General features: G+C 70.8%; 18 protein-coding genes. 10 read left to right on the forward strand and 8 right to left on the reverse strand.

From position 1 onward, the window contains the following. The 3 genes from ASF40_RS02315 to ASF40_RS02325 form a co-directional block, all read right to left on the reverse strand. Complete coding sequence (locus tag ASF40_RS02315) at positions 1-1,779, reverse strand: SulP family inorganic anion transporter (protein ID WP_082496799.1); 1,779 nt, start codon at positions 1,777-1,779, stop codon at positions 1-3. Positions 1,780-1,931: 152 nt separating this feature from the next. Then, positions 1,932-3,077 (reverse strand): hypothetical protein, encoded by a 1,146-nt coding sequence (locus ASF40_RS02320; RefSeq protein WP_442922681.1) that lies wholly within the window; start codon positions 3,075-3,077, stop codon positions 1,932-1,934. Between the two features lie 111 nt (positions 3,078-3,188). Beyond that, positions 3,189-4,022, reverse strand: a complete 834-nt coding sequence (locus ASF40_RS02325) for an NAD(P)/FAD-dependent oxidoreductase (protein WP_056365786.1) — start codon at positions 4,020-4,022, stop codon at positions 3,189-3,191. A 54-nt stretch (positions 4,023-4,076) separates the two neighbouring features. On the opposite strand from ASF40_RS02325, the gene ASF40_RS02330 reads away from it, so the two are divergent. After that, complete coding sequence (locus ASF40_RS02330; RefSeq protein ID WP_082496800.1) at positions 4,077-4,559, forward strand: MerR family transcriptional regulator; 483 nt, start codon at positions 4,077-4,079, stop codon at positions 4,557-4,559. A gap of 9 nt (positions 4,560-4,568) precedes the next feature. Continuing rightward, positions 4,569-5,933 carry an ATP-dependent DNA helicase gene (locus tag ASF40_RS02335; protein ID WP_056365790.1) on the forward strand — a complete coding sequence of 455 codons (1,365 nt, stop codon included), beginning with the start codon at positions 4,569-4,571 and terminating at the stop codon, positions 5,931-5,933. Between the two features lie 61 nt (positions 5,934-5,994). On the opposite strand, the gene ASF40_RS02340 is transcribed toward ASF40_RS02335, so the two are convergent. Then, on the reverse strand, positions 5,995-6,666 hold the full coding sequence (locus tag ASF40_RS02340; protein ID WP_056365793.1) for a biliverdin-producing heme oxygenase: 672 nt from the start codon (positions 6,664-6,666) through the stop codon (positions 5,995-5,997). Between the two features lie 45 nt (positions 6,667-6,711). Continuing rightward, a complete protein-coding gene (locus tag ASF40_RS02345) occupies positions 6,712-7,038 on the reverse strand; it encodes a DUF2470 domain-containing protein (RefSeq protein WP_056365796.1) in 327 nt (108 codons plus the stop codon). A gap of 80 nt (positions 7,039-7,118) precedes the next feature. On the opposite strand from ASF40_RS02345, the gene ASF40_RS02350 reads away from it, so the two are divergent. The 3 genes from ASF40_RS02350 (at position 7,119) to ASF40_RS02360 (ending at position 10,434) form a co-directional block, all read left to right on the forward strand. After that, positions 7,119-8,387 (forward strand): serine hydrolase domain-containing protein, encoded by a 1,269-nt coding sequence (locus ASF40_RS02350; protein ID WP_056365798.1) that lies wholly within the window; start codon positions 7,119-7,121, stop codon positions 8,385-8,387. Positions 8,388-8,416: 29 nt separating this feature from the next. After that, entirely contained in the window at positions 8,417-9,298 is an 882-nt protein-coding gene (locus ASF40_RS02355; RefSeq protein ID WP_082496845.1) for an EamA family transporter, read from the forward strand. A gap of 140 nt (positions 9,299-9,438) precedes the next feature. Beyond that, positions 9,439-10,434, forward strand: coding sequence for a Gfo/Idh/MocA family protein (locus ASF40_RS02360; RefSeq protein ID WP_056365801.1), 996 nt, complete (start codon positions 9,439-9,441; stop codon positions 10,432-10,434). Between the two features lie 15 nt (positions 10,435-10,449). Here ASF40_RS02360 and ASF40_RS02365 read toward each other — a convergent pair whose 3' ends face one another. The 3 genes from ASF40_RS02365 to ASF40_RS02375 are packed head-to-tail and all read right to left on the reverse strand — an operon-like array spanning position 10,450 to position 15,046. Further along, complete coding sequence (locus ASF40_RS02365; protein ID WP_056365804.1) at positions 10,450-11,913, reverse strand: glutamate-cysteine ligase family protein; 1,464 nt, start codon at positions 11,911-11,913, stop codon at positions 10,450-10,452. Positions 11,914-11,948: 35 nt separating this feature from the next. Then, on the reverse strand, positions 11,949-13,055 hold the full coding sequence (locus ASF40_RS02370) for a substrate-binding domain-containing protein (protein WP_056365806.1): 1,107 nt from the start codon (positions 13,053-13,055) through the stop codon (positions 11,949-11,951). Beyond that, complete coding sequence (locus ASF40_RS02375) at positions 13,052-15,046, reverse strand: heparinase II/III domain-containing protein (RefSeq protein WP_235560102.1); 1,995 nt, start codon at positions 15,044-15,046, stop codon at positions 13,052-13,054. The genes ASF40_RS02370 and ASF40_RS02375 overlap by 4 nt, the downstream gene beginning before the upstream one ends. A 197-nt stretch (positions 15,047-15,243) precedes the next feature. On the opposite strand from ASF40_RS02375, the gene ASF40_RS02380 reads away from it, so the two are divergent. The 5 genes from ASF40_RS02380 to ASF40_RS02400 all read left to right on the forward strand — a co-directional run bounded on the left by ASF40_RS02380 (position 15,244) and on the right by ASF40_RS02400 (position 21,376). Next, positions 15,244-17,325 (forward strand): DUF2264 domain-containing protein, encoded by a 2,082-nt coding sequence (locus ASF40_RS02380; protein WP_056365813.1) that lies wholly within the window; start codon positions 15,244-15,246, stop codon positions 17,323-17,325. A gap of 49 nt (positions 17,326-17,374) precedes the next feature. Continuing rightward, a complete protein-coding gene (locus ASF40_RS02385; protein ID WP_056365816.1) occupies positions 17,375-18,682 on the forward strand; it encodes an ABC transporter substrate-binding protein in 1,308 nt (435 codons plus the stop codon). Between the two features lie 102 nt (positions 18,683-18,784). Then, on the forward strand, positions 18,785-19,717 hold the full coding sequence (locus ASF40_RS02390) for a carbohydrate ABC transporter permease (RefSeq protein WP_056365819.1): 933 nt from the start codon (positions 18,785-18,787) through the stop codon (positions 19,715-19,717). Continuing rightward, entirely contained in the window at positions 19,717-20,682 is a 966-nt protein-coding gene (locus ASF40_RS02395; RefSeq protein ID WP_082496801.1) for a carbohydrate ABC transporter permease, read from the forward strand. The genes ASF40_RS02390 and ASF40_RS02395 overlap by 1 nt, the downstream gene beginning before the upstream one ends. A 4-nt stretch (positions 20,683-20,686) precedes the next feature. Next, positions 20,687-21,376 carry a DUF624 domain-containing protein gene (locus ASF40_RS02400; RefSeq protein WP_056365822.1) on the forward strand — a complete coding sequence of 230 codons (690 nt, stop codon included), beginning with the start codon at positions 20,687-20,689 and terminating at the stop codon, positions 21,374-21,376. Positions 21,377-21,403: the final 27 nt, after the last annotated feature.

The raw sequence follows: 21,403 nt of genomic DNA on the forward strand, positions 1-21,403 counted from the left end.
CTACGCTTTCGGGTCGCCGGGGGTGTCGTCGCCCGGGGCGCGACGAGGGCTTTCGGGCGCAGCATCCCATTTCGTCCCGCTGATGTCGCCGCGCAGGGTGCCCGTGACCTCGTCGACGGCGGCGCCGACGGTCGGCGCGAAGCGGTCGGGCGTGAAGCGGCCCGTGAGGCCGTAGCGGGCGAGCGTGTCGACGACCGGCGACTTCATCTCCGCGATGATGAGACGGATGCCGCGTGCCTCGAGATACTCGTCGAGCTCGACGAGCTCGTCGGCCGCGGTGGTGTCGATATCGGTGATGGGCTCGGCGGCGAGGATCACGCTGCGCACGTCCGGTCCCGCGGACCGCACGCGCGAGCGCACCCAGTCGTCGAAGATCGCGCCGTTCGCGAAGAACAGCGGTGCGTCGAATCGCACGATGACGACTCCCGGGACGCGGGTGCCCTCGGGATTGCGTGCGAGGTCGTGGTAGCCGCGGAGGCCCGCGACGCGGCCGAGCTCGGCCTTGTAGGGCCGCCACGAGCGGTTGACGAAGGCGATGAACGACAGCCCGATCGTGATGACGATGCCCTCGAGCACGCCGAAGACGAGCACGCCGAGGAACGCGGCCGCCGAGAGCACCGCGTCGACGATGTTGATGCGCACGAGCCGCACGACTCCGCGCGCGTCGATGAGGCCGATGGCGGCGCTCATGACGACGGCGGCGAGCGTCGCTGACGGGAGGAGTTCGGTGAGTCCCGGCAGCGCGAGGATGAACACGATGAGCAGCACGGCGCCGACCACGCCGGTGAGCTGCGTGCGCGCCCCGGCCTGTTCGGCGACCGGGGTGCGCGACGACGAGCCCGAGACCGGGAAGCCGCCGAGCGCGCCGCCCGCGACGTTCGCGATGCCGAGACCGGCCATCTCCTGGCTGCCGTCGACGCTGTCGCCGCGGCGGGCGGCGAATGTGCGCGAGAGCACCGCGGTGTCGGTGAACGCGATGAGCGCGATGCCGGCGGCGGGGAGCGCCAGGGACGCGACATCCGCCCACTCCAGTCCGCCGAGTGCGGGCGCGGGGAGGCCCTGCGGCAGTGCGCCGACGACGGGGAGCGACGCCGACAAGCCGAGGATCGCCGTGAGGACCATGGAGACGATCACGACCACGAGCACTCCCGGCACGGGGAAGCGCAGCGCTTTCAGGGCGAAGATCACCAAGAGGCAGCCGATGCCGAACGCGGCGGCGACGGGATCGACGCTGCCGCCGACGATGCCCTCGCCCGTGGCGACCGCTCCCCGCCACAGCGAGGGTGCCTCGACGGAGAAGCCCAGCAGCTTCGGAAGCTGCGACACGATGACGATGACCGCGATCGCGTTCAGGTAGCCGACGCGGATCGGCTTCGACAGCAGGTCGGTCACGAATCCGAGTCGCACCAGGCCGCCGACGATCAGCAGCGCGCCGACCATGATCGCCAGCAGCCCCGCGAGCGCGACGGCGCGCGACGGGTCGCCGAGGGCGAGCGGGAGGATCGCGGCGGCGATGATCGGGGCGAGCGACGAGTCCGGGCCGAGCACGAGCACGCGCGAGGGACCGAACACCGCGTACGCCAGGAGCGGCACGATGGTCGCGTACAGGCCGGTCACGGGCGGAAGCCCCGCGACCTCGGCGTAGCCCATGCCCGCGGGGATCAGAAGGGCCGTCACGACGATGCCCGCCCGCACGTCGGGCCAGAGCCATGCGCGCCGGTAGCCGCGCACGGCCGCGACGGCGGGAATCCACCGCGCGATGCCTTCCTGCGACCTCATCATCGACCCCGGCACCCATCATGGCGGAAAGGTGGTCGCGGCCGCCCGGTGCGCGGCCGATGAAGACGAGGAGTTCTGCGGATCAGGGGGTGATTCGGCGGACTCAGCCCTCGGATGGGCAGATCTCCTCGGATCTGCACGTCGGGGCGTGGTCAGGTCGTGTCGGGGCCGGTGACGACGATCGTCGCGGTGCCGTCGGGGCGCACGCTGATCGTGCCCTTGACGATGAAGGGGACGTCCTCGCTGACGGCGCGCACGCGACCGTCGAAGAGCGAGCGGATGCCGACCTCGATGTGGGCGACGGCTTCTGCCGCCAGGATCGACCACCCGGCGCCGTCCGGCTCGACGGCGACGGTCGGCTGCGACACGATCGACCACTTCGGGAGCGACGTGATGCGGTCCTCCACGAAGAAGCCGAACGGGCACGCGGTCGGCTGCAGCACCTCCTGCGTCGCGCAGGAGGTGAGGAACTCCTCGACCTTCTCCTGCACGACGCTCAGGAACTTCTCGGTCGGCTGGGCGACCACGTTGACGGGGATCGCACGGAACGGGCTGTCCGAGAGCACCGCCACACCCGGGGTGCTCGAGATCGCGGTGTCGACCGACACCGAGTAGAGGCCGGGCGAGAAGACGAGGAGCGAGACCGGGGCTGCGGGGTCGGCGTCCGCCCCGTCGGGTGAGACCTGGCGCTTGTCGATCTCGAAGCCGTTCACGTCGAAGACCATCGAGCCGGTGACACCGAGGTTCATGACCGCGAGCGGGCTCTTCGCGAACCGCCACGTCGGCGCGAGGCCGATCGAGCCGTCCTGCTCGACCGAGAACGTCGTGCGGCCGTCGTGGCCGCGTGCCGTGTACTCGATCGTGACGTGCGTGACGTCACCGTCCTGTTCCTGCGAGACGACATGCGCGTCGCGGATCGGGGCGAGCGCGGTGCTGCGCAGCAGCGCCTCGGACGCCGTCGGAGGCAGACCCGCCTCTTCGAGCTCGGCGGAGGTGACGGCGACGCCGGGCACGGCGAGGGCATCGGCCGCGCGCCCCTCCGCGAGCAGCTGGACGTAGCGCTCGACGAACGCCTTCGGGCTGTAGAACTCGCGCTGCATCACCTGCCAGGCCGCGAACGCGGCGCCGACGAGCACCACGCCGACGACACCGAGCAGCGTGAGATCGAGCGCGAGGCGGCGGCGCGTCCGCCGCTTGATCGGAGGGTGGATGACCGGCGACTCGGGGGTCGCGTGCGCCGTGTCAGGGGTCGCCGGACCGGCCGGAGGCGCACCCGCGCGACCGGACGACGTGTCCATCACCCCCTGATCCACGGGCCCAGTCTAGGAAAGCGTGGCCGGGAGGCCCCTGTGGAACGCAAAGTCGGGACTCGAAGTCCACTCGGTCGCCTCGCCGCACCCGCGCGCCGGTCAGGGCATGATCGCGTCGCGCACGGCGCTCGCGCCGGCGAGCTGGCCGGAGGCGATCGCGGCGGCCAGCGACACCATCGGGCCGGGGACGGCCGCCAGGTGCGCCATGTCGCCGCCCGCGTACACGCCGGGCACCGTGGTGCGCCCCATCGCGTCGATCTCGACACCGCCGCCGGGAAGGATGCCGCAGCCGAGCTGGGCCGCGAACGGGGCGCGCTGCGTCGCCGTCGCGGCCGTGAAGACGCCGGCGACGTTCTCGACCGAACCGTCGGCGAGCGAGAGCTCGAGCCCGCCGTCGACCTCGGTCACGAGCGCGACGTCGGCGGGGCGGGCGATGAAGGCGGAGGCGACGATGGGGCGCAGCATCCGTTCGATCATCCCGGCGTGCTCGCCGTCGATGAGGATGCCGACGCGCCGGCCGGCGAACTCGTGGCCGTGGCAGAACGGGCACTGTGCGACGAGGCGGCCCCACTGCTCGGCGAGGCCGGGGACCGGCGGCAGCTCGTCGCGCATACCCGTCGCCAGCACGAGTCGCGCGGCGCGCTCGGTGCCGTCGGCGGTGGTCACCTCGAAGTCGCCGAGCGACCCCGACACGGCGGTGACGGGTGTCGTGCGCACCTCGACGGTGTCGTACGCGGCGAGTTCGTCGCGGGCGATTCCGCGCAGCTCGGCAGGGCTCCGGCCATCGTTGGTGAGGAGGTTGTGGGCGTGCGCGACCGTCGCGTTGCGGTACTCGCCGGAGTCGAGCAGGAGCACGGTGCGGTGCATGCGGCCGATGGTGAGCGCGGCCTGGAGGCCGGCCGGGCCGCCGCCGATCACGATGACGTCGTACATGAGTGATCCTCTCGTCGGGTTGCGTCTGCCTCGATCCTGTGACTTCATGTCGACATGAAGTCAAGTCTGCCGATCGGAGACGCCGCCGCCCGGTTCTCGCTGCCCACGAACGTGCTGCGGCACTGGGAGGACGTGGGACTGCTGCGGCCCGACCGCGACGGAGGTGGGCGCCGTCGCTACGGCGACGACGACCTGGTGCGCATCGGCGTGATCGTGCGGAGCAAGAACGCCGGCATGAGCCTCGAGCAGATCGGCGTGCTGCTGGACGAGCAGGCGCCCGAGCGGCATCGCGTGCTCGAGGAGCACCTCGCCGACCTCGAGCGCCGCATGGCCGACATGGAGCGCTCGCGGCGCATGACGGAGCACGCGCTGCGCTGCCGCTCCCACGACATCACGACGTGTCCGCGATTCCGGGCGATCATGGACGAGGTCGTGGCGGGGACCGGGCGCTGGCGAGAAGCCGAGGAGCCTGTGGAGAGCGGGCGGGTGTCCACGGATCGCGGCGTGCAGGGCCGGGAGGCGGCATCCGCTCGTTAACATGAGTCGGTGAACACTCCGCCTCTGTCTGCCGAGCAGGAGGCGCTGTTCCGGCTCATCGAAGACACCCGCGAGCACGTGTTCGTGACCGGGCGCGCGGGCACCGGCAAATCGACGCTGCTGCAGCACCTCGCGTGGAACACGAACAAGCAGATCGCGGTGTGCGCGCCGACGGGCGTCGCGGCGCTCAACGTCGAGGGTCAGACGATCCACTCGCTCTTCAAGCTGCCGCTCGGCATCATCGGCTCGCACGACGAGGACCAGTCGGACGCGACCCGCAAGCTGCTCAACGCGATCGACACCCTCGTCATCGACGAGATCTCGATGGTCAACGCCGACCTCATGGACGCGATCGACCGTTCGCTGCGCAAGGCGCGGGGGCGGCGCGGCGAGCCGTTCGGCGGCACGCAGATCGTCATGTTCGGCGACCCGTACCAGCTCGCGCCCGTCCCGCCCCGCGGCGACGAGCTGCGGTACGTGCAGGACCACTACCGGTCGTTCTGGTTCTTCGACGCCAAGGTGTGGGTGGGCGAGGCGGCGACCGACGGCATCCTCGATGTCGGGTCGTACGGCGCCGACCTCAACATCCGAGAGCTCGTCGACATCCACCGCCAGTCCGATCCGGCGTTCAAGGCGATGCTCAACGCCGTGCGGTACGGCCGCGTGACGGCCGACATCGCCGAGGTGCTCAACACGACCGGCGCGCGCACTCCCCCGGACCCGCTCGACGGCGAACACCCGATCATCACGCTCGCGACGCGCAACGACATCGTCAACAACATCAACCGCCGCCACCTCACCGAGCTCGTGGGCCGGGAGCAGACGGCGATGGCGGAGGTCAACGGCGACTTCGGACGAGGGGATGCCGCGTACCCGGCCGATCTCGAGCTCAAGCTGAAGGTCGGCGCCCAGGTGATGTTCCTGCGCAACGACACCGCCGCCTTCGGCGAGCCGCCGCGGTGGGTCAACGGCACGATCGGAACGGTCACCCGCATCGCCGGCGAGACCGTGCGGGTCGACGTCGAGGGCGAGGAGTTCGACGTCGAGCCGTCGGTGTGGGAGAAGTACCGCTACTCGTACAACCCCGGGTCCAAGACCCTCACCCGCGACATCGTGGCCGAGTTCACGCAGTTCCCGCTGCGGCTGGCGTGGGCGGTGACGATCCACAAGTCGCAGGGCAAGACCTACGACCGCGCGATCATCGACCTCGGCTCCGGGGCCTTCGCGCCGGGGCAGACGTACGTCGCGCTGTCGCGACTGACCTCGCTGGACGGGCTGTACCTCTCACGGCCGCTCAGGCCGCGCGACATCCAGGTCGACCCCGACGTGGGGCGGTTCATGGCGTCCGCGGTGCGGGGAGCGCCCGTGGCCTGAGGTGCGCCCCGGCCCGCAGCATCCGTCCCCACCACCTCGCGGGGTTCGGAGGGGCCGCGAGTCAGGCGACGTGCGAGGACTGGGCGGACTCCGCGGCCTTGGCGGCGGCGAGGTCTTCGAAGAGCTCGGTGTTGAAGCGGTAGGCGAGCAGCACCTCGTCGATCACGCGCTCCTGCTCCGCAGCATCCCACGGGGCGGCGTCGAGCTGCTCGCGGTAGACGTCCTTGAAGGCCTTCGGGTCGGCGATGTCGTCGAACAGGTAGAAGCCGATGCCGTTCGTCTCGAACCCGAAGCGGCGCGCCATCAGGCGCCCGATGAACTGGCCGCCCGAGAGGTCGCCGAGGTAGCGCGTGTAGTGGTGGGCCACGAAGCCACCCGCCCACGTCGCGCCGACCTCGTTGATGCGGTCGACGTAGCGGCGCGTCGTCGGCAGCGGCTCGATGCGCTCGCGCCAGTCGGGGCCGACGAGGAACCCGAGGTCGGCCTCGAGCGCAGGCAGCCGCGTGAGCTTGTCGGAGATGAAGACCCTCGCGACCGGGTCGTTGCGCATCTGGCCGGCGGTGCGCTCTAGCGCCTCGTAGATGAACCAGTGCTGCACGACGAGGGCGACGTAGTCCTCGCGCGTGCCCTCCCCCTTCATGAGATCGGCCATGAAGCCGGAGTGCTCGCTCGACGAGTGCGAGCTGCTGGAGCGTTCGCGCAGGGCGGTGGAGAACGGGATCGGGTCGCTCATACCTTCATGCTAACTGAAGATAAGGCGAACCTAACCACTGATTTCCTACGCGTGCGGCCGGGGGTCGATTCCGAGGCGGTGGCACGCCTCGTCGTACAGGGCGACGATCTCGCGGCGCACCTCGCGGCGCTCCGCGATCGGACCCGACGGCCACGGCACGGCGATCTCGGCGGTCGAGCCGTCGGCGAGCGTGGCCTCCCAGACGCCCCGATCCCCGTCGAACCCGGTCATCGTCGCGGCGCTGATCTCGGCGTCGGCCAGTCCCGCGTCCGCGGCGAACGCCCGCGAGATCAGGAGGTTGTCGCCGGCGTGATCGCCGTTCATGTGGCCGAGCACGCCGGTGAGGGCGGCGACGTCGAAGTGATGGGTCATGCGATCACCCTACGGATCGCCGTTCAACGCAAGCGACCATGGTGTGTTTGAATTCATTGCACGATCATCGGGGGGTGAGAATGCGGACCCGCTCCACACATCGACGCGCCATCGCGGTCGTCGCCGGTGCCCTGACATCCGCTCTGCTCCTCGCCGGGTGCTCGTTCGACGGCGACATCGAGCCCGACCTGCCCCCTCAGACGACCGCGGCCTTCGCCGACGAGACCGTGCAGCAGCTGACGGATGCCGTCACCCACGCGATGGGCGTCACCGGGTCGTCCGGCGCGATCGTGGGCGTGTGGGCGCCGTGGAGCGGGAGCTGGGTCGCCGGCCTCGGCACGCAGCGTCCGGACGGCGGGGGCGAGGTCACCGACGATCTGGTGTTCCGTGCGGGCAAGGTCACGCGCGCCATGACGTGCGACGTGCTGTTCGAGGCCGCCGCCGAGGGCAAGGTCAAGCTCGACGACAGCATCACCGACTACGTCTCGGGCGTGCCCGATCTGAAGGACGTGACGCTCATCGAGCTCTGCGACGGGACGTCTGGCATCGGCTCGTACGCGGGCCAGCTGTACTCGTCCTGGCTCTCGAATCCCGACCGGAACTGGGATCCACGCTATCTGGCGAGCTTCGGACTCGGCCAGCCCCGCACGGCCGACCCGGGCGCGGCCTACCGCGACTCGGACGCCGGGTACGTGCTGCTCGGCCTCGCACTGGAGCGCGCCACCGAGAAGACGGCCGCCGCCCTCATCCACGACTACGTCGCCGACCCGCTCGGGCTCGATGCCACCGCGCTCGGCGATCTCCCCGCCCCGGGCATGCTCAAGGGTGGGCAGTCCGTCAACAACGCCGAGGGTGCGCTCGACTGCGCGCAGCCGCTCGATCTCACCACGGCCTCGTCGAGCAGCGGCTTCACCGACGCCGGCGCGATCACCGACATCCATGACCTCGGCCGCTACGTGCAGGCGCTGGCGTCCGGTTCGCTCGTCGAAGACGACGACCGATTCAACGCGCCGGTGGCGGTCGCCGCCGATGCCCCGTCGTGGTACGCCGCGGACGGCGGTGCGCTCATCGCCGGCTCGCTCATCGGCCAGTACGGGAAGGTGCCGGGGTACATCACCGCGGCCTTCGCCGACCCCACGACCGGGCTGACGGTCGCGATCGTCCTCAACAACTCCGCGGCCGATGCCGCGGTGGGTGAGTACCTCGCGTGGGAGCTCGCGGCGATCGCGTCGAAGACGCCTGCCACCGCGGGCGAGACGGCACCCGAGGCCGGTCTTCCCTGGACCGCCGAGCAGTACCACGCCGCGATCGACACGCTCGCGGTCTGCACGCCGCCGGCGTCGGAGTGAACGCGGGCGCAGACTCCGCGGGCGCGACGATCTCGGGCGGTGGCCGCTCGGGCACCTCGCCCGCGATCCTGCTGGTGATCGCGGGCCTCGCGTGCCAGGAGGTCGGCGCGTCGATCGCCGTCCTGCTGTTCCCCCAGGTCGGCCCGCTCGGCATGGTCATGCTGCGCCTGGTGTTCTCGGCCGTCGTGCTGCTGCTGATCGCGCGACCCCGCGTGCGCGGTCACTCCCGCGCCGACTGGAGGGCAGTGGCGCTCTTCGGACTCGTGCTGGCGCTGATGAACGGCCTGTTCTACCTCGCCCTCGAGCGTCTTCCGCTCGGGGTCACCGTGACCATCGAGGTGCTGGGGCCCCTCGTGCTGTCGATCGTCGCGGCTCGCCGCGCGTCGGCGTGGCTGTGGGCGCTTCTGGCGCTCGCCGGAGTCGTGGCTCTGGGCGGCGGCGGGTGGGACCGGCTCGACCCGCTCGGCGTGCTGTTCGCGCTCGGCGCCGCCGGCAGCTGGGCGTTCTACATCCTCGCCTCGGCGCGCGTCGGGCGGGCGTTCCCCAGGCTCGACGGGCTCGCGCTCGCGATGGCGATCGGCGCCGTCATCGCCCTGCCGTTCGGGATCGCGGATGCCGGAGCCGCCCTCCTGCGGATCGAGATCGTCGCGCTCGGTGCAGCGGTGGCGGTGCTGTCGTCGACGATCCCGTACGCGTTCGAGCTCATCGCTCTCCGGCGCCTCCCGGCGGCCGTCTTCGCGATCCTGATGAGTCTCGCGCCGGCCACCGCGGCCCTCGCGGGCTTCATATTCCTCGGACAACATATGACGTGGCTCGAGCTCCTTGGCATCGCACTGGTCATCGCCGCGAGCATCGGCGCGATCCGGTCCTCCGCCCGCGCTGCGCGCGAGTCCGCGGAGCCGATCGCCTGACGCACGGCGTGCGCCGCGCCGCAGCATCCGCCTTCGCTCCGTCAGCATGCGAGACCGCACAGAAGCACCGATCCCGGCGGATGCGCGGTGCTGTCGCGCAGTCTCGCCCAGAGGTGGGTGCTGCTCGGTAGCATCAGGGCGTGACTCAGGCGCAGACGAGATGGGCGGTCCTCGGGCCGGGGTGGATCAGCCGGGACTTCGTGGTCGGACTGCGGGCATCGGAATACGGGATGCTGCATGCCGTGGGCAGCTCGTCGGCCCCGCGCGCGGCGGCGTTCGCGGCGGAGCACGGGGCCGAGGCATCCGGAACCTACGACGAGATCCTCGCGCGCGACGACGTCGACGCGGTGTACATCGGGACGGTCCACACGGCCCACGCCGACCTCGCGATCCGTGCTCTCGAAGCGGGCAAGGCCGTGCTGTGCGAGAAGCCCGCGAGTCCGACGCTCGCGGAGGTCGAGCGGATCCTGGACGCGGCTCAGCGCGCGCAGCGGCCCTTCCTCGAGGCGTTCAAGACGCGCTTCGGCCCCTTCGCCGACGCGCTGCGGGAACTCGCCGCGGGCGGCGAGTTCGGAGGCCTGGAGCATTTCGGGGGTGCCTTCGGCTTCGACGCCGGAACGCGCGAGGGGCGTCTGTTCGACCCGGCGGTCGGCGGCGGCGCGATCCTCGACGTCGGCTGCTACCCGCTGGCGCTCGCGATCGACCTCGCGGCCGCGGCCGGACAGCCGATCGACGCGCCGGAGTACCGCAGCTTCCAGGCAGAGCTCGTCAACGGCGTCGACGGGTGGGCGACCGCTGAGGTCGGTTTCGGCACGGTGACGGCAGAGCTGGCGACGTCGGTGGTCGAGGACCTCTCCGACGTGGCGATGCTGTGGTTCGGTGAGACCGAGACCGACGTGCTGCTGCCGAATGTGTGGGGCAGTCGCACCGAGAGCCCGTCGACGCTGATCGTGCGCCGCGGGACCGACGAGCGGGTCGTCGAGCTGCCGGTGGTGCAGCCGATGGCCGCCGAGGCCGACGCGCTGTCGCTGGCGCTCGCCGAGGGCCGGCTGGAGGTGCCCGAGATGCCCTGGGCCCACACGCGTGCCGCGGCTCGCGTGCTCACCGACTGGCGCGCGGCCGCCCTCGCCGGCTGACGGGGTGGGCCCGCGTCACTCCCAGGTGTGCACGGGCTCGTTCGTGTGCATCGCCTCGCGGTACTCGAGCAGGGTGGCGCGCAGCGCGTCGTAGCGGTCCATGTCGGCCCGGCGATGCATGCGGTCCGTGAACCAGCCGGCGCCCGTGACCCCGGTGAGGCATCGTCCTTCGATGATGCCGAGCAGGCGATCTCGGACGGTTGTCTCCACGCCCCACGCCTCGAGACCCCGGTGCGCCAGCGGCAGCAGGCGCCGCAGCACGAGCTCCGTCGCGGGCACCTGGCCGACGCCGGGCCAGTATTGCTGGGCGTCGATGCCGTCACGGGCGGCGCTGTGGAAGTTCTCCTCGGCGGCGGTGAACGACAGCTGCGACCACAGCGGCCGGTCGTTCTCGGCGATCGCGCGCACGAGCCCGAAGTAGAACGCGGCGTTGGCCATGATGTCGGCGACGGTGGGCCCGGCGGCGAGCAGGCGGTTCTCGACCCGCAGGTGCGGCACGCCGTCTGCGACGTCGTAGATCGGGCGGTTCCACCGGTAGACCGTGCCGTTGTGCAGGCGCAGCTCCGCGAGGGCCGGGATGCCGCCGTCGTCGAGCACGGCCATCGGGTCGTCGTCGTGGACGATCGGCAGGAGCGCGGGGAAGTACCGGACGTTCTCCTCGAAGAGATCGAAGACGGAGGTGATCCAGCGCTCGCCGAACCAGACCCGCGGGCGCACGCCCTGCACCTTCAGCTCTTCGCTGCGGGTGTCGGTCGCCTGCTCGAACAGCGGGATCCGCGTCTCGTGCCACAGCTGCTTGCCCAGCAGATACGGCGAGTTCGCCGACATCGCGAGCTGCACCCCCGCGATCGCCTGCGAGGCGTTCCAGTACGCCGCGAATGAGTCCGGTGAGGTCTGGACGTGCAGCTGCGTGCTGGTGCAGGCCGCCTCGGGAAGGATCGAGTCCGCCGTCGTGAGGAGCCGCTCGGGCCCGTCGATCTTGATCAGGATGTCTTCGCCGCGCGCGTCGAGGATCTGCTCGCTGAGCAGCCGGTACCGCGGATTCGCGCTGATGCTGTCGGGCCGCAGGTGTCCCTCCGCGAGCGTGGGCAGGATGCCGATCATCACGAGGTGCGCGCCGACCGTCGCCGACCGCTCCTCGGCATGGTTGAGACTGCGCCGCAGCCCCTCCTCGAAGGTCGTCAGGCCGCCCTCGCGCAGGCGGGCCGGCGGCACGTTGATCTCGATGTTGAACTGTCCGAGCTCGGTCTGGAACGCAGCATCCGCTATCGCTTCGAGCGCCTCGGCGTTGCGCAGCGCCGGGTCTCCCGCCTCGTCGACGAGGTTCAGCTCGACTTCCAGGCCGGTCAGCGGGTCGTCGGTGTCGAAGTGCGCTTCGCGCAGCATGCGCGCGAACACGTCGAGGTTGCGCCGGACCTTCTCGCGATGGCGTGTGCGGTCGGCGCGGGTGAACTCCTGTGCCGGGACGTCCTCCCCCATGGCGGAACTCTAGCGAGCCCCGGGCGTTTGCGCGCCTAAGCGCCGCGGGGCGGAGCGGTCGAGCCGCGGACGTTCAGCGTGGGGTTGAGCACGACGCGGTGCACCGGGCGTGTGGGGTCCTCGATGCGCCGCGCCAGCAGGTCGACGGCCGCCCGGCCGACGGAGTGGCGGGGCGGGCTCACGGCGGTGAGCGCGGGCGTGAAGAGCTCGGCCACCTCGTCGTCGTAGGCGACGACCGAGAGGTCGCCGGGCACCGAGATCCCCCGGTTCAGCGCGAGATCGACGAAGGCCATCGCCTCGGGGTCGGAGTGCACCAGGATCGCCGTGACCGAATTCGACAGCGCGGCGTCGAGCGTGGCGTCGACGACCGCCGAGAAGTCGGGGCTCGTGCGCGGTGGCAGGCTCGTCTCGAAGTGGTCCGACGGGGTGAGGCCGAGCTCGAGGCAGGCGGCCTGCCAGCCGGCGGCGATCTTGCGCGAGGTCGGCGAGTCCCGCGCGATGATCAGCCCGACGCGGCGGTGGCCGAGCGAGGCGAGGTGCCGGGCCGCCAGCACGGCGCCGAGCGCGTGGTCGGTCGTGACGTTCTCGACGGGGCTGCCGTCCGGCAGCACCACCGCGTCGCGCTCGACCAGCACGTTGGGGACACCGCATTCGGCGAGCCACTGCACGACGTCCTGCGCGTGGGGCGTGTCGGTGTTCGGTGCGACGACGAGCCCGCGCACACCCTCGGTGTGGACGAGCCGCTCCAGCACCGGGCGCTCGTCCTGCAGCTCGTACGACGCGCCGCGCAGCACGACGCGCAGACCGTGGCGCGTCGCCTCGGTCTCGGCGCCGCGCACGACGCTCGGCCAGTAGAAGCTCAGCGACGGCACGAGCATCGCGATCGATCCGGTACGGGTGGCGGCGAGCGGATGCCCGGGCTCGACGTCGTCGAATCCCCCGGCGGGAGGCACGGCGCCGCCGTGGACGCGCACGAGCAGGCCTTCGCGCTCCATCTGGGCGAGGTCGCGGCGCAGCGTCACCGGGGCGACGCCGAGCTCGTCCATGAGCTGCGCGACCCGCACGGCGCCGTCGCGCTCGAGCGTGGCCATCACGTGCGCCCGCCGTTCCGCGGCCAGCAGCGCCGGAGTCTGGTCGGTCATCGGGCGTCCTCCGCGTTCGTCAGGTCCAGTTCTACCGTGACGGCGACCGAGTCGGCCGTCGTCACGTCAAGATCGAGCCGGGTGAGTCGCGCGCCCCACACGCCGGACAGCACCGGGTCGTCGAGCTCTCGCACCACGAGAGACGCCTCCACGCCCGCCGGCCACGAGATGCGGACGGGCGTCGCGCCGTCGAGCGGCGTGACGATGACGGATGCTGCGTCCCTGCGCACGTCGCCGGCCAGCAGCATCCGCACCTGGGACTTCTCGTCCGTCCGGGGCGTTTCGACAGGCTCGGCGACCGAAGCCGGCCACGCGTCCTCGATCACGACGCGCCGCGTCTCGCGCTCGAGGCGCACCGTGCGCCGCCACGGCGCCGCGCCGGCGTACGCACCCGAGAGGTCGAGCGACAGCGACGCGTCATCGACGGACACCTCGACGTCGGATGCTGCGAACTCGGCGCCGGGGCTCTGCTCGACACCGCCGATCACGGGCACGTTGTGCCACCCGCTCTGCATCGTCCAGATGTCGTAGCGGCTGGGGCCGAAGGTCTGCAGGGTGTACGTCGGCCGGCCCGCGTCGACGATGACGGGCACGCCGTCCGACGCGACGACGAACGAGCCGACGTCGTTGTGGTTGTGGTGCTCGCCGTTGTGCCCGCCCTTGACGGCGACCGTCAGGCCCCGCGCAGTCCCGCTGTGCTCACGGGCCAGCAGCACCTCGGTCGAGGGCAGCCAGACGTCGCGCGGGAACGGCGACGTCTCGCGTGCCGCGCCCACCCAGGCCGGATCCGTGATGCCGCGCAGCAGGCGCCCCAAGCCCTCGTGCTCGGTGGCCGCGGGCGTGCCGGCGTGACGATGCGACGCAGCATGGGCGGCAGCATCCGTGTCCCCGGTGTTCCGCGCCGCACGATGCAAGGCGTGCCACGGCTGCCGGTCCGTGATGCGCGCCTGTCCGTCGGCGAGGTTCAGGTACCAGTCGCCGCCGAGGTGCATGCGGTGCGGGAAGGCGACGGTCTCGCGCAGCGCCGGGATGCCGGAGGCGTCGAGCACTCCCCCGGTCGCGTGGCGCACGATGTCGAGGGCTTCAAGGGCGCGGCACGCGCCGTTCCACCAGTACGCGTACCCCTCGTCGATGGCGCCGTCGGCCGGCAGCACCGAGACGTATCGGTCGATGCCCTCGATGGCCAGGGCGACGATGCGCGCCCGCTCGTCGGCTTCGGCCGGGTCGTCGAGCAGCCGCAGCGCCGCGGTGATCACGTTGCCGTGGATCCACGGGTTCCAGTTGTGCACGTCGCCGTCGAGGCCGATCCAGTGCCAGTCGCGGCGCTCGATGAACGGCTGGAACACGCGCACGCGCGCCTCGTGGCGGATGCGGGAACGGATGCCGGGGTACCGGGCTTCGAGCCGTGCACCGAGGAGCTGGTCGACCCACGTGAGCAGGGCGACCGCCTCGCCCGCGCCGAGGTCGAGGTACGGGGCGGTCACCGTCGGGAGGACGGATCCGCGCTCTCGGAAGGCGTCGTCGTGGGCCGGCCAGCACCACGTGCTCTGCTCGCAGATCAGCCAGACGCCGTCGAGCACCTCGGCGAGCCACGCGGGGCCGAGCTCGGGGTCGTCGGCGTGGTGCGCGGCGGCGATCGCGGCGCGGGCCAGGCGGAACTGGCGCTCGAAGACGACGGTCTCCCACCCGACGCGGTCGCCGTCGTCGTGGATGCGCGCCGCGGCGGTGGCGAGGGGGACGCCCCACGGGCGGCCGAGATCCGCGTGGGCCCGGGCGAGGACGTCGGCGACGGCGACAGGATCGGCGCTGCCGTCAGGTCCCCAGACGGTGCGGTCCTCGGCGGGTGCCACCGGGAGTGCGCGCTCGGACTCCTCGAGGAGGGAGGCGAGTGCCGCGCCGAAACCGGCGGCGTCGATGCCGGCCTGCCGATGGTAGGCGGCGGCCAGCTCACCCTGGAACGTCGCGGGAGAGGCATCCGTCGCGGTCGTCAAGGTTCCTCCTCGTTGATTCACCATGGGTGGGGGATCCACCCGCAGTGAGGCTCGTTATGAACCCAAAGCGATCATAAACGATCATAACGAATCTCAAACAACCTTGCAATGAACGAATTGGGTTGCTACAGTCCCAAACGTTCGCTTTCCGCTGATCTGATTCCGGCGGCGAGAAGAAGGCATCAAGGGAGATCCCAGTGACGGTCCAGCAGCCCACCACGTCGGCGCACATCGCGACGGGCTTCGATTGGACACGCGACGAATGGCTCGCCTACGCCGACCGCCTGCTCGACACCGCCCGCACCCACGCGTCGCCCGGTGCCGGCCGCATCCACTTCCCGGGCGCGGAGGGCGGCTACGGCCACGCCGTCGACGGGCTCGAGGGGTTCGCCCGCACCTTCCTCCTCGCCGGATTCCGCATCGCGGGGGCGCGTGGGCAGGGTACCGAGGAGCTCGCCGACTTCTACCGCCGCGGAATCGTGACGGGCGTCGACCCCGAGGCCGAAGACCGCTGGGTCCGTCTCGAAGAGCACGCGCAGGCCAAGGTCGAGGCGGCATCGCTCGCGCTCGTGCTCGACATGACGCGCCCGTGGATCTGGGACCGCCTCGACGCTCTCACCCAGCAGCGCGTCATCGACTACCTCGCTCCCGTCGTGGGCGATGCGACGTACCCCAAGACGAACTGGCTGTGGTTCCGCGTCGTCGTCCAGACGTTCCTCCGTTCGGTCGGCGGGCCCTGGTCGCAGGGCGACATCGCCGACGACCTCGCGCTGCACGATGTGCTCGTGCGCGAGGACGGCTGGATCTCGGACGGCTTCGAGCGCTCGTACGACCACTACGTCGGCTGGGCCCTGCACACCTACCCCGTGCTGTGGTCGCGCATGCGGGGCGCTGAAGAGCTCGCCGCCGGCCGCACGCCCGGCGACATCGCGCGCCTCGACCGCTTCCTGCAGGACGCGGTCACCCTCGTCGGCGCCGACGGCTCGCCGCTCGTGCAGGGCCGCAGCCTCATCTACCGCTTCGCCGCCGCCGCCCCGTTCTGGGTCGGCGCGATCGCCGAGGTCCCGTCCGTGCCGCTCGGGCAGCTGCGACGTGCGGCGAACGCCGTGGTCGCGCACTTCGACGACGCCGGCGTTCCGACGGCGGACGGCGTGCTCACCATGGGGTGGCACCACGAGTGGCGCGAGCTCGCCCAGTCCTACTCGGGCCCGGGTTCGCCGTACTGGGCCGTGAAGGGCCTCCTCGGCATCGCGCTCCCCGCGGACCACCCGGTGTGGGCCGCCGAGACCGAGCCGCTGCCGATCGAGTCGGGCGACGAGCTGCGCACCGTGCGCCCTGCCGGTTGGGTGATCTCGGGCACGCGGGCCGACGGCATCGTGCGCATCGTCAACCACGGCACCGACCACGCCGCAGGCGGCAGCCTCGTCGGCGACTCGCCCCTCTACGCCCGCATCGGGTACGCGACGGCGGCGGGCCCGCTCGCGAACCAGCGCGCGTTCGAGGAGCCCCTCGAGCAGTCCGTCGCCCTGGTGGACGCCGCCGGCCGCGCGACGCACCGCGCGGCGATGGACCTCATCGATGTGCGGGTGCAGGACGACGAGGGCGGCCGCGTCGGCATCGCCGCGTCCGTCTCGCGCGCCCACTGGATCGACCTCCGCCCGTCGGCCCAGCGCCACGGCTCCGGCATCGACGGCGAGATCGAGATCGCCGGCCTCGTCGAGGTGCACTCGCTCGTGCGCGGCCCGTGGGAGGTGCGCCTCGTCCGCGTCGCCGCGCTCGAATCCCGCGTCGACGCCGCGTCGCTCCGCCTCCGCGTGGGGGGCTGGGCTCTGGCAGACGCCCACACCCCGCGCTCCTCAATTGAGGAGCTGAGCCGAGATGAGGGAGCACACGCCGGGTCGGCCTCCGCCTCTCAGCTCTCGTCCTCAGATGAGGATGCAGGAGGTGGCACGGATGCTGCCGCCTCGGTCGTCGCGAAGGGGCTGAGCAGCAGCATCCGTCCCCTCCTCGGCGACGGTGAGGCGAGCATCGAGACGCGCGAGGACGCCAGCCCGCTGGGGCCCGTCGCCGGTGTGCCGCTCGTGTCGTTCCCGGTCGAGCCGGGCACGTGGAGCGCGACGCTCGTGGAGCTCACCACCGAAGACCTCGCATCGCCCGCCGATGCCGCACAGGTCGTCCTCGACGAGGACGGCGACCAGACCACCGCCACGGTCACCTGGCCGGACGGAACGGCGACCACGAGTCGCCTTGCACACCCCGGATCCCCCGCGAACCGGTAACCCGATGGGCCCGAGGACGGGTCCGCAATCACAAAGGAGTACCCCCAGAATGAAGCGCTCATACGCTGCCGCGGCCGGCATCGCCGTGGTCGCAACGCTCGCTCTCGCCGGCTGCAGTGGCGGCGGCGACGACGCGGCCGCGCCCGAGGAGTCGTCGGGTCCGGTCACGCTCTCCCTCTCGGGCTGGAGCCTCGACACGACGCCGGAGTTCCAGGCGCTCGCCGACGCGTTCCACGAGGAGAACCCCGACATCACGGTCGAGCTCAAGGGCTACGACGCGGCGGAGTACAACACGCTGCTCACCGCCGACCTCGCTGCGGGCTCCGGCCCTGACATCATCACGCAGAAGGAGGTCAAGTTCGTCCCGACGTTCGTCGAGGGCGGCCAGCTCCTCGACGTGTCGGATGTCGAGCTGCCCGACGGCATCAGCGGCGCCAAGTCGTACGAGGTCGACGGCACGGCGTACGCGGTGCCCTACCGCAACGACTCGTGGGTCCTGTACTACAACAAGGCCCTCTTCGACCAGGCCGGCGTCGAGTACCCCGACGGCTCGTGGACGTGGGACGACTACAGCGACGCCGCGGCGGCGCTGACCGAGGGCATCGCCGCTGCGGGCGGTTCGGCCAAGGGCGCGTACCTCCACAACTGGCAGTCGACCGTCCAGGGCTTCGCGAACGCGCAGTCCGACGGCGACATCCTCAAGGGCGAGTACGAGTACATGGAGCCGTTCTACGACAACGTGCTCGCACTGCAGTCGGCCGGCGACCAGGTGGACTTCAACACCGCCAAGGCGAACCAGCTCACCTACCAGGGCGAGTTCGGCAAGCAGAACGCCGCGATGCTCCAGATGGGCACGTGGTTCGTCGCGACGCTGATCGCGCAGCAGGCCTCGGGCGACGCCGACGACTTCGAGTGGGGCATCGCACCGATCCCGCAGGTCTCGTCGAAGACCGCGGGTCTGGAGAACACCCCCGTGACCTTCGGCGACCCGACCGGCTTCGGCATCAACGCCGGCATCGACGAGTCGAAGGTGGCCGCGGCCAAGAAGTTCCTCGCCTTCGCGGCCGGTGAAGAGGGCGCCCAGGTGCTCGCGAACATCGGCATCACCCCGGCGCTGCTGACGGACTCGGTCGTCGAGACCTACTTCTCGGTCGACGGGGCTCCCACCGACGACCTGTCGAAGTTCGCGTACTCGACGCACGAGGTGCACCCGGAGAACCCGACGTCGAGCAAGACGGCGGCGATCCAGGGCATCCTCGGCGACATGCACACCGCGATCATGTCGGGCTCCAAGAGCGTCTCGGACGCCATCAAGGAGGCCCAGGACCGCGTGGCCAACGAGGTCGGCACCGACTGATCTCTCCGGGCCCACCGGGGCCCGACCCGGTGGCCGGTCCGCACCCTGCGGCGGACCGGCCACCGCCCCCCCCCGACGTCACCACCCCACTGGAGGTCCGCCATGGCGACCATCACCGCCACAGAGGCCGGCACCGCGCCGCCGCCCGTGCGCCCTCGGCGCTCGAAGCTGCGGCTGCGCAACACCCTCATCGGGTGGAGCTTCATCCTTCCGAACTTCATCGGCTTCGGGCTGCTCACGCTCATCCCGATCATCGTGCTGTTCTACATGTCGTTCACGAACTGGAACGTGTTCGGCAAGGCCGACTGGGTCGGACTCGCGAACTTCCAGCGCCTCATCGGCGACGGCAGCTTCCGCATCTCGGTTCTCAACACCCTCTACTACTCGGCGCTGCACATCCCGCTGACGATCCTCGTGTCGCTGGGTCTCGCGCTGCTGCTGAACAACAAGCTCCGCGGCGTCGCCTTCTTCCGCACCGCCGCGTTCTTCCCGTACATCACCTCGATCGTCGCGATCGCGGTCGTGTGGAACCTGCTCTTCAGCCCCGAATACGGCCCCATCAACGAGTTCCTCCGCTTCATCGGCATCCAGAACCCGCCCGGATGGCTCACCTCGCCCGAGTGGGCGATGCCCGCCGTCGTCATCGTCGGCACCTGGCGTGACATGGGCTACTACATGATCCTCTTCCTCGCGGGGCTGCAGACCGTCCCGCGCGAGCTGCACGAGGCCGCCCGCGTCGACGGCGCGAACGTGTGGCAGCGGTTCGTCAACGTGACGCTGCCGTGCCTGCGTCCCACCATGTTCTTCGTCACCGTGATGCTGACGATCAACTCGTTCAAGATCTTCGACCTGATCCTCGTCATGACCGACGGCGGCCCGGGTCAGTCCACCCTCGTGATGTCGCAGTTCATCTACCGCAAGGGCTTCGAAGAGAGCCAGTTCGGCTACGCGTCGGCCGCTGCCGTGGCGCTGTTCTTCATGTGCATCATCGTCACGATCGTGCAGTTCCTCTGGAACAAGAAGCGGAGCAGCTGATGGCCGAGCAGATCGAGAAGGACGCCGAGCTCCTCGTCTCCGACTTCACCGCCCCCGCGGGCGCGCGTCGCGGACTGCGCAAGCTCGCCGAACAGACCCCGGAGCCGCAGCCCCAGGTCGCCTACACCGAGAAGATGACCCCCGGCCGCCGTATCGCCCGGATCGCGATGTACGTCGGACTCGTCATCTTCGCCATCGGACTGCTCGCGCCGTTCGTGTGGATGGTGCTGAGCTCGTTCAAGTCGGCCAACGAGGTCTTCTCGGTGCCGGTGAAGTGGCTCCCCGAGACGTGGGTGTGGCAGAACTACATCGACATCTGGACCGAGTCGAACATGCTCGTCTGGATCCGCAACACGCTGTTCCTGGCCGTGGTCGTCACGTTCCTGCAGGTGCTGACCGGCTCCTTCGCGGCGTACGGCTTCGCCCGCATGCGCTTCCGCGGCCGCGACGTGCTGTTCCTGCTCTACGTCGGCACGATCGCCGTCCCGTGGCAGTCGTACATGATCCCGCAGTTCATCCTGCTCTCGAACTTCAAGGTGTCGAACACGCTGTGGTCGATCATCCTGCTGCAGGCGTTCGGTGCGTTCGGCGTGTTCCTGATGAAGCAGTTCTACGAGACGATCCCCGAGGAGCTCTCCGAGGCGGCACGTCTGGACGGCCTCAGCGAGTACGCGATCTGGCGCAGGATCATGCTCCCGCTGTCGATCCCGGCGCTCGCCTCGCTGACGCTGCTCACGTTCGTCAACACCTGGAACGACTACCTCGGGCCGCTCATCTACCTGCGCAACCCCGACCTCTGGACGATCCAGCTCGGCCTCAAGGGCTTCGTCTCGAACCTCTTCGACACGAACTACGCGCTCCTGTTCGCCGGCCTGACGATCTCGGTCATCCCGATCGCGATCATCTTCCTGCTCGGCCAGAAGTACTTCGTCGAGGGCATCGCGACGAGCGGTCTGAAGGGCTGAGGCCATGAAGAAGCTCAACGGGCTGGTGTCGCACGAGACGTGGGCGTCCCTCATCGGGATGATCTATCTCGGGCTCATCGTGAACCTGCTGCTGGTGGTCTCGTCGCTGCCGCTCGTGGTGCTGCTGGTCACGACCGACCCGCTGTACTCGTGGCCGCTGCTCGCGATCGCCGTGCCGCTCGCCGCCCCCGGTCTCGCTGCCGCGTTCCGCGCGTTCCGCGAGCACGGGGAGGGCGGGCTGGGCCCGATCCGCGCGTTCGTCGCGGGGCTGCGCGCCACGTGGCGCCGGGCGCTCCTGATCGGCGCCGCGGTCGCGGCGGTCGTCGTGGTGCTGCTCGTGGACGTACGGATGCTGTCGACCACGGCCGTGGCCGTGTTCACCGTCCCGCTCCTCGGGGTCCTGGCGCTGCTCGCGATCGCGGTCGGGCTCGTCGCCCTCGTCGCGATCTCGGAGGTGCCGACCGCACGCCTGCGCGACGTGCTGCGGGCCGGCCTCTACCTGAGCCTGCGCCGCTGGTACCTCACGGCAGCGTCGCTGGCGGCCTTGGCGGCCCAGGTCGCCGTGTTCGCCACCGCGCCCGCCCTCGGGCTCGGCCTCACGGCCTCCGCTGCCCTCTTCTTCGCGTGGACCAACTCGCGCTTCACGCTCCGCCCCGTGCTCGATCTCGACGAGAAGGCCGCCGCGCAGGCCTGAGCCCGCGGCATCCGTTCTCTGCATATA

The organism is Microbacterium sp. Leaf288, from assembly GCF_001422925.1.
In the GTDB taxonomy this organism is placed as follows: Bacteria; Actinomycetota; Actinomycetes; order Actinomycetales; family Microbacteriaceae; genus Microbacterium.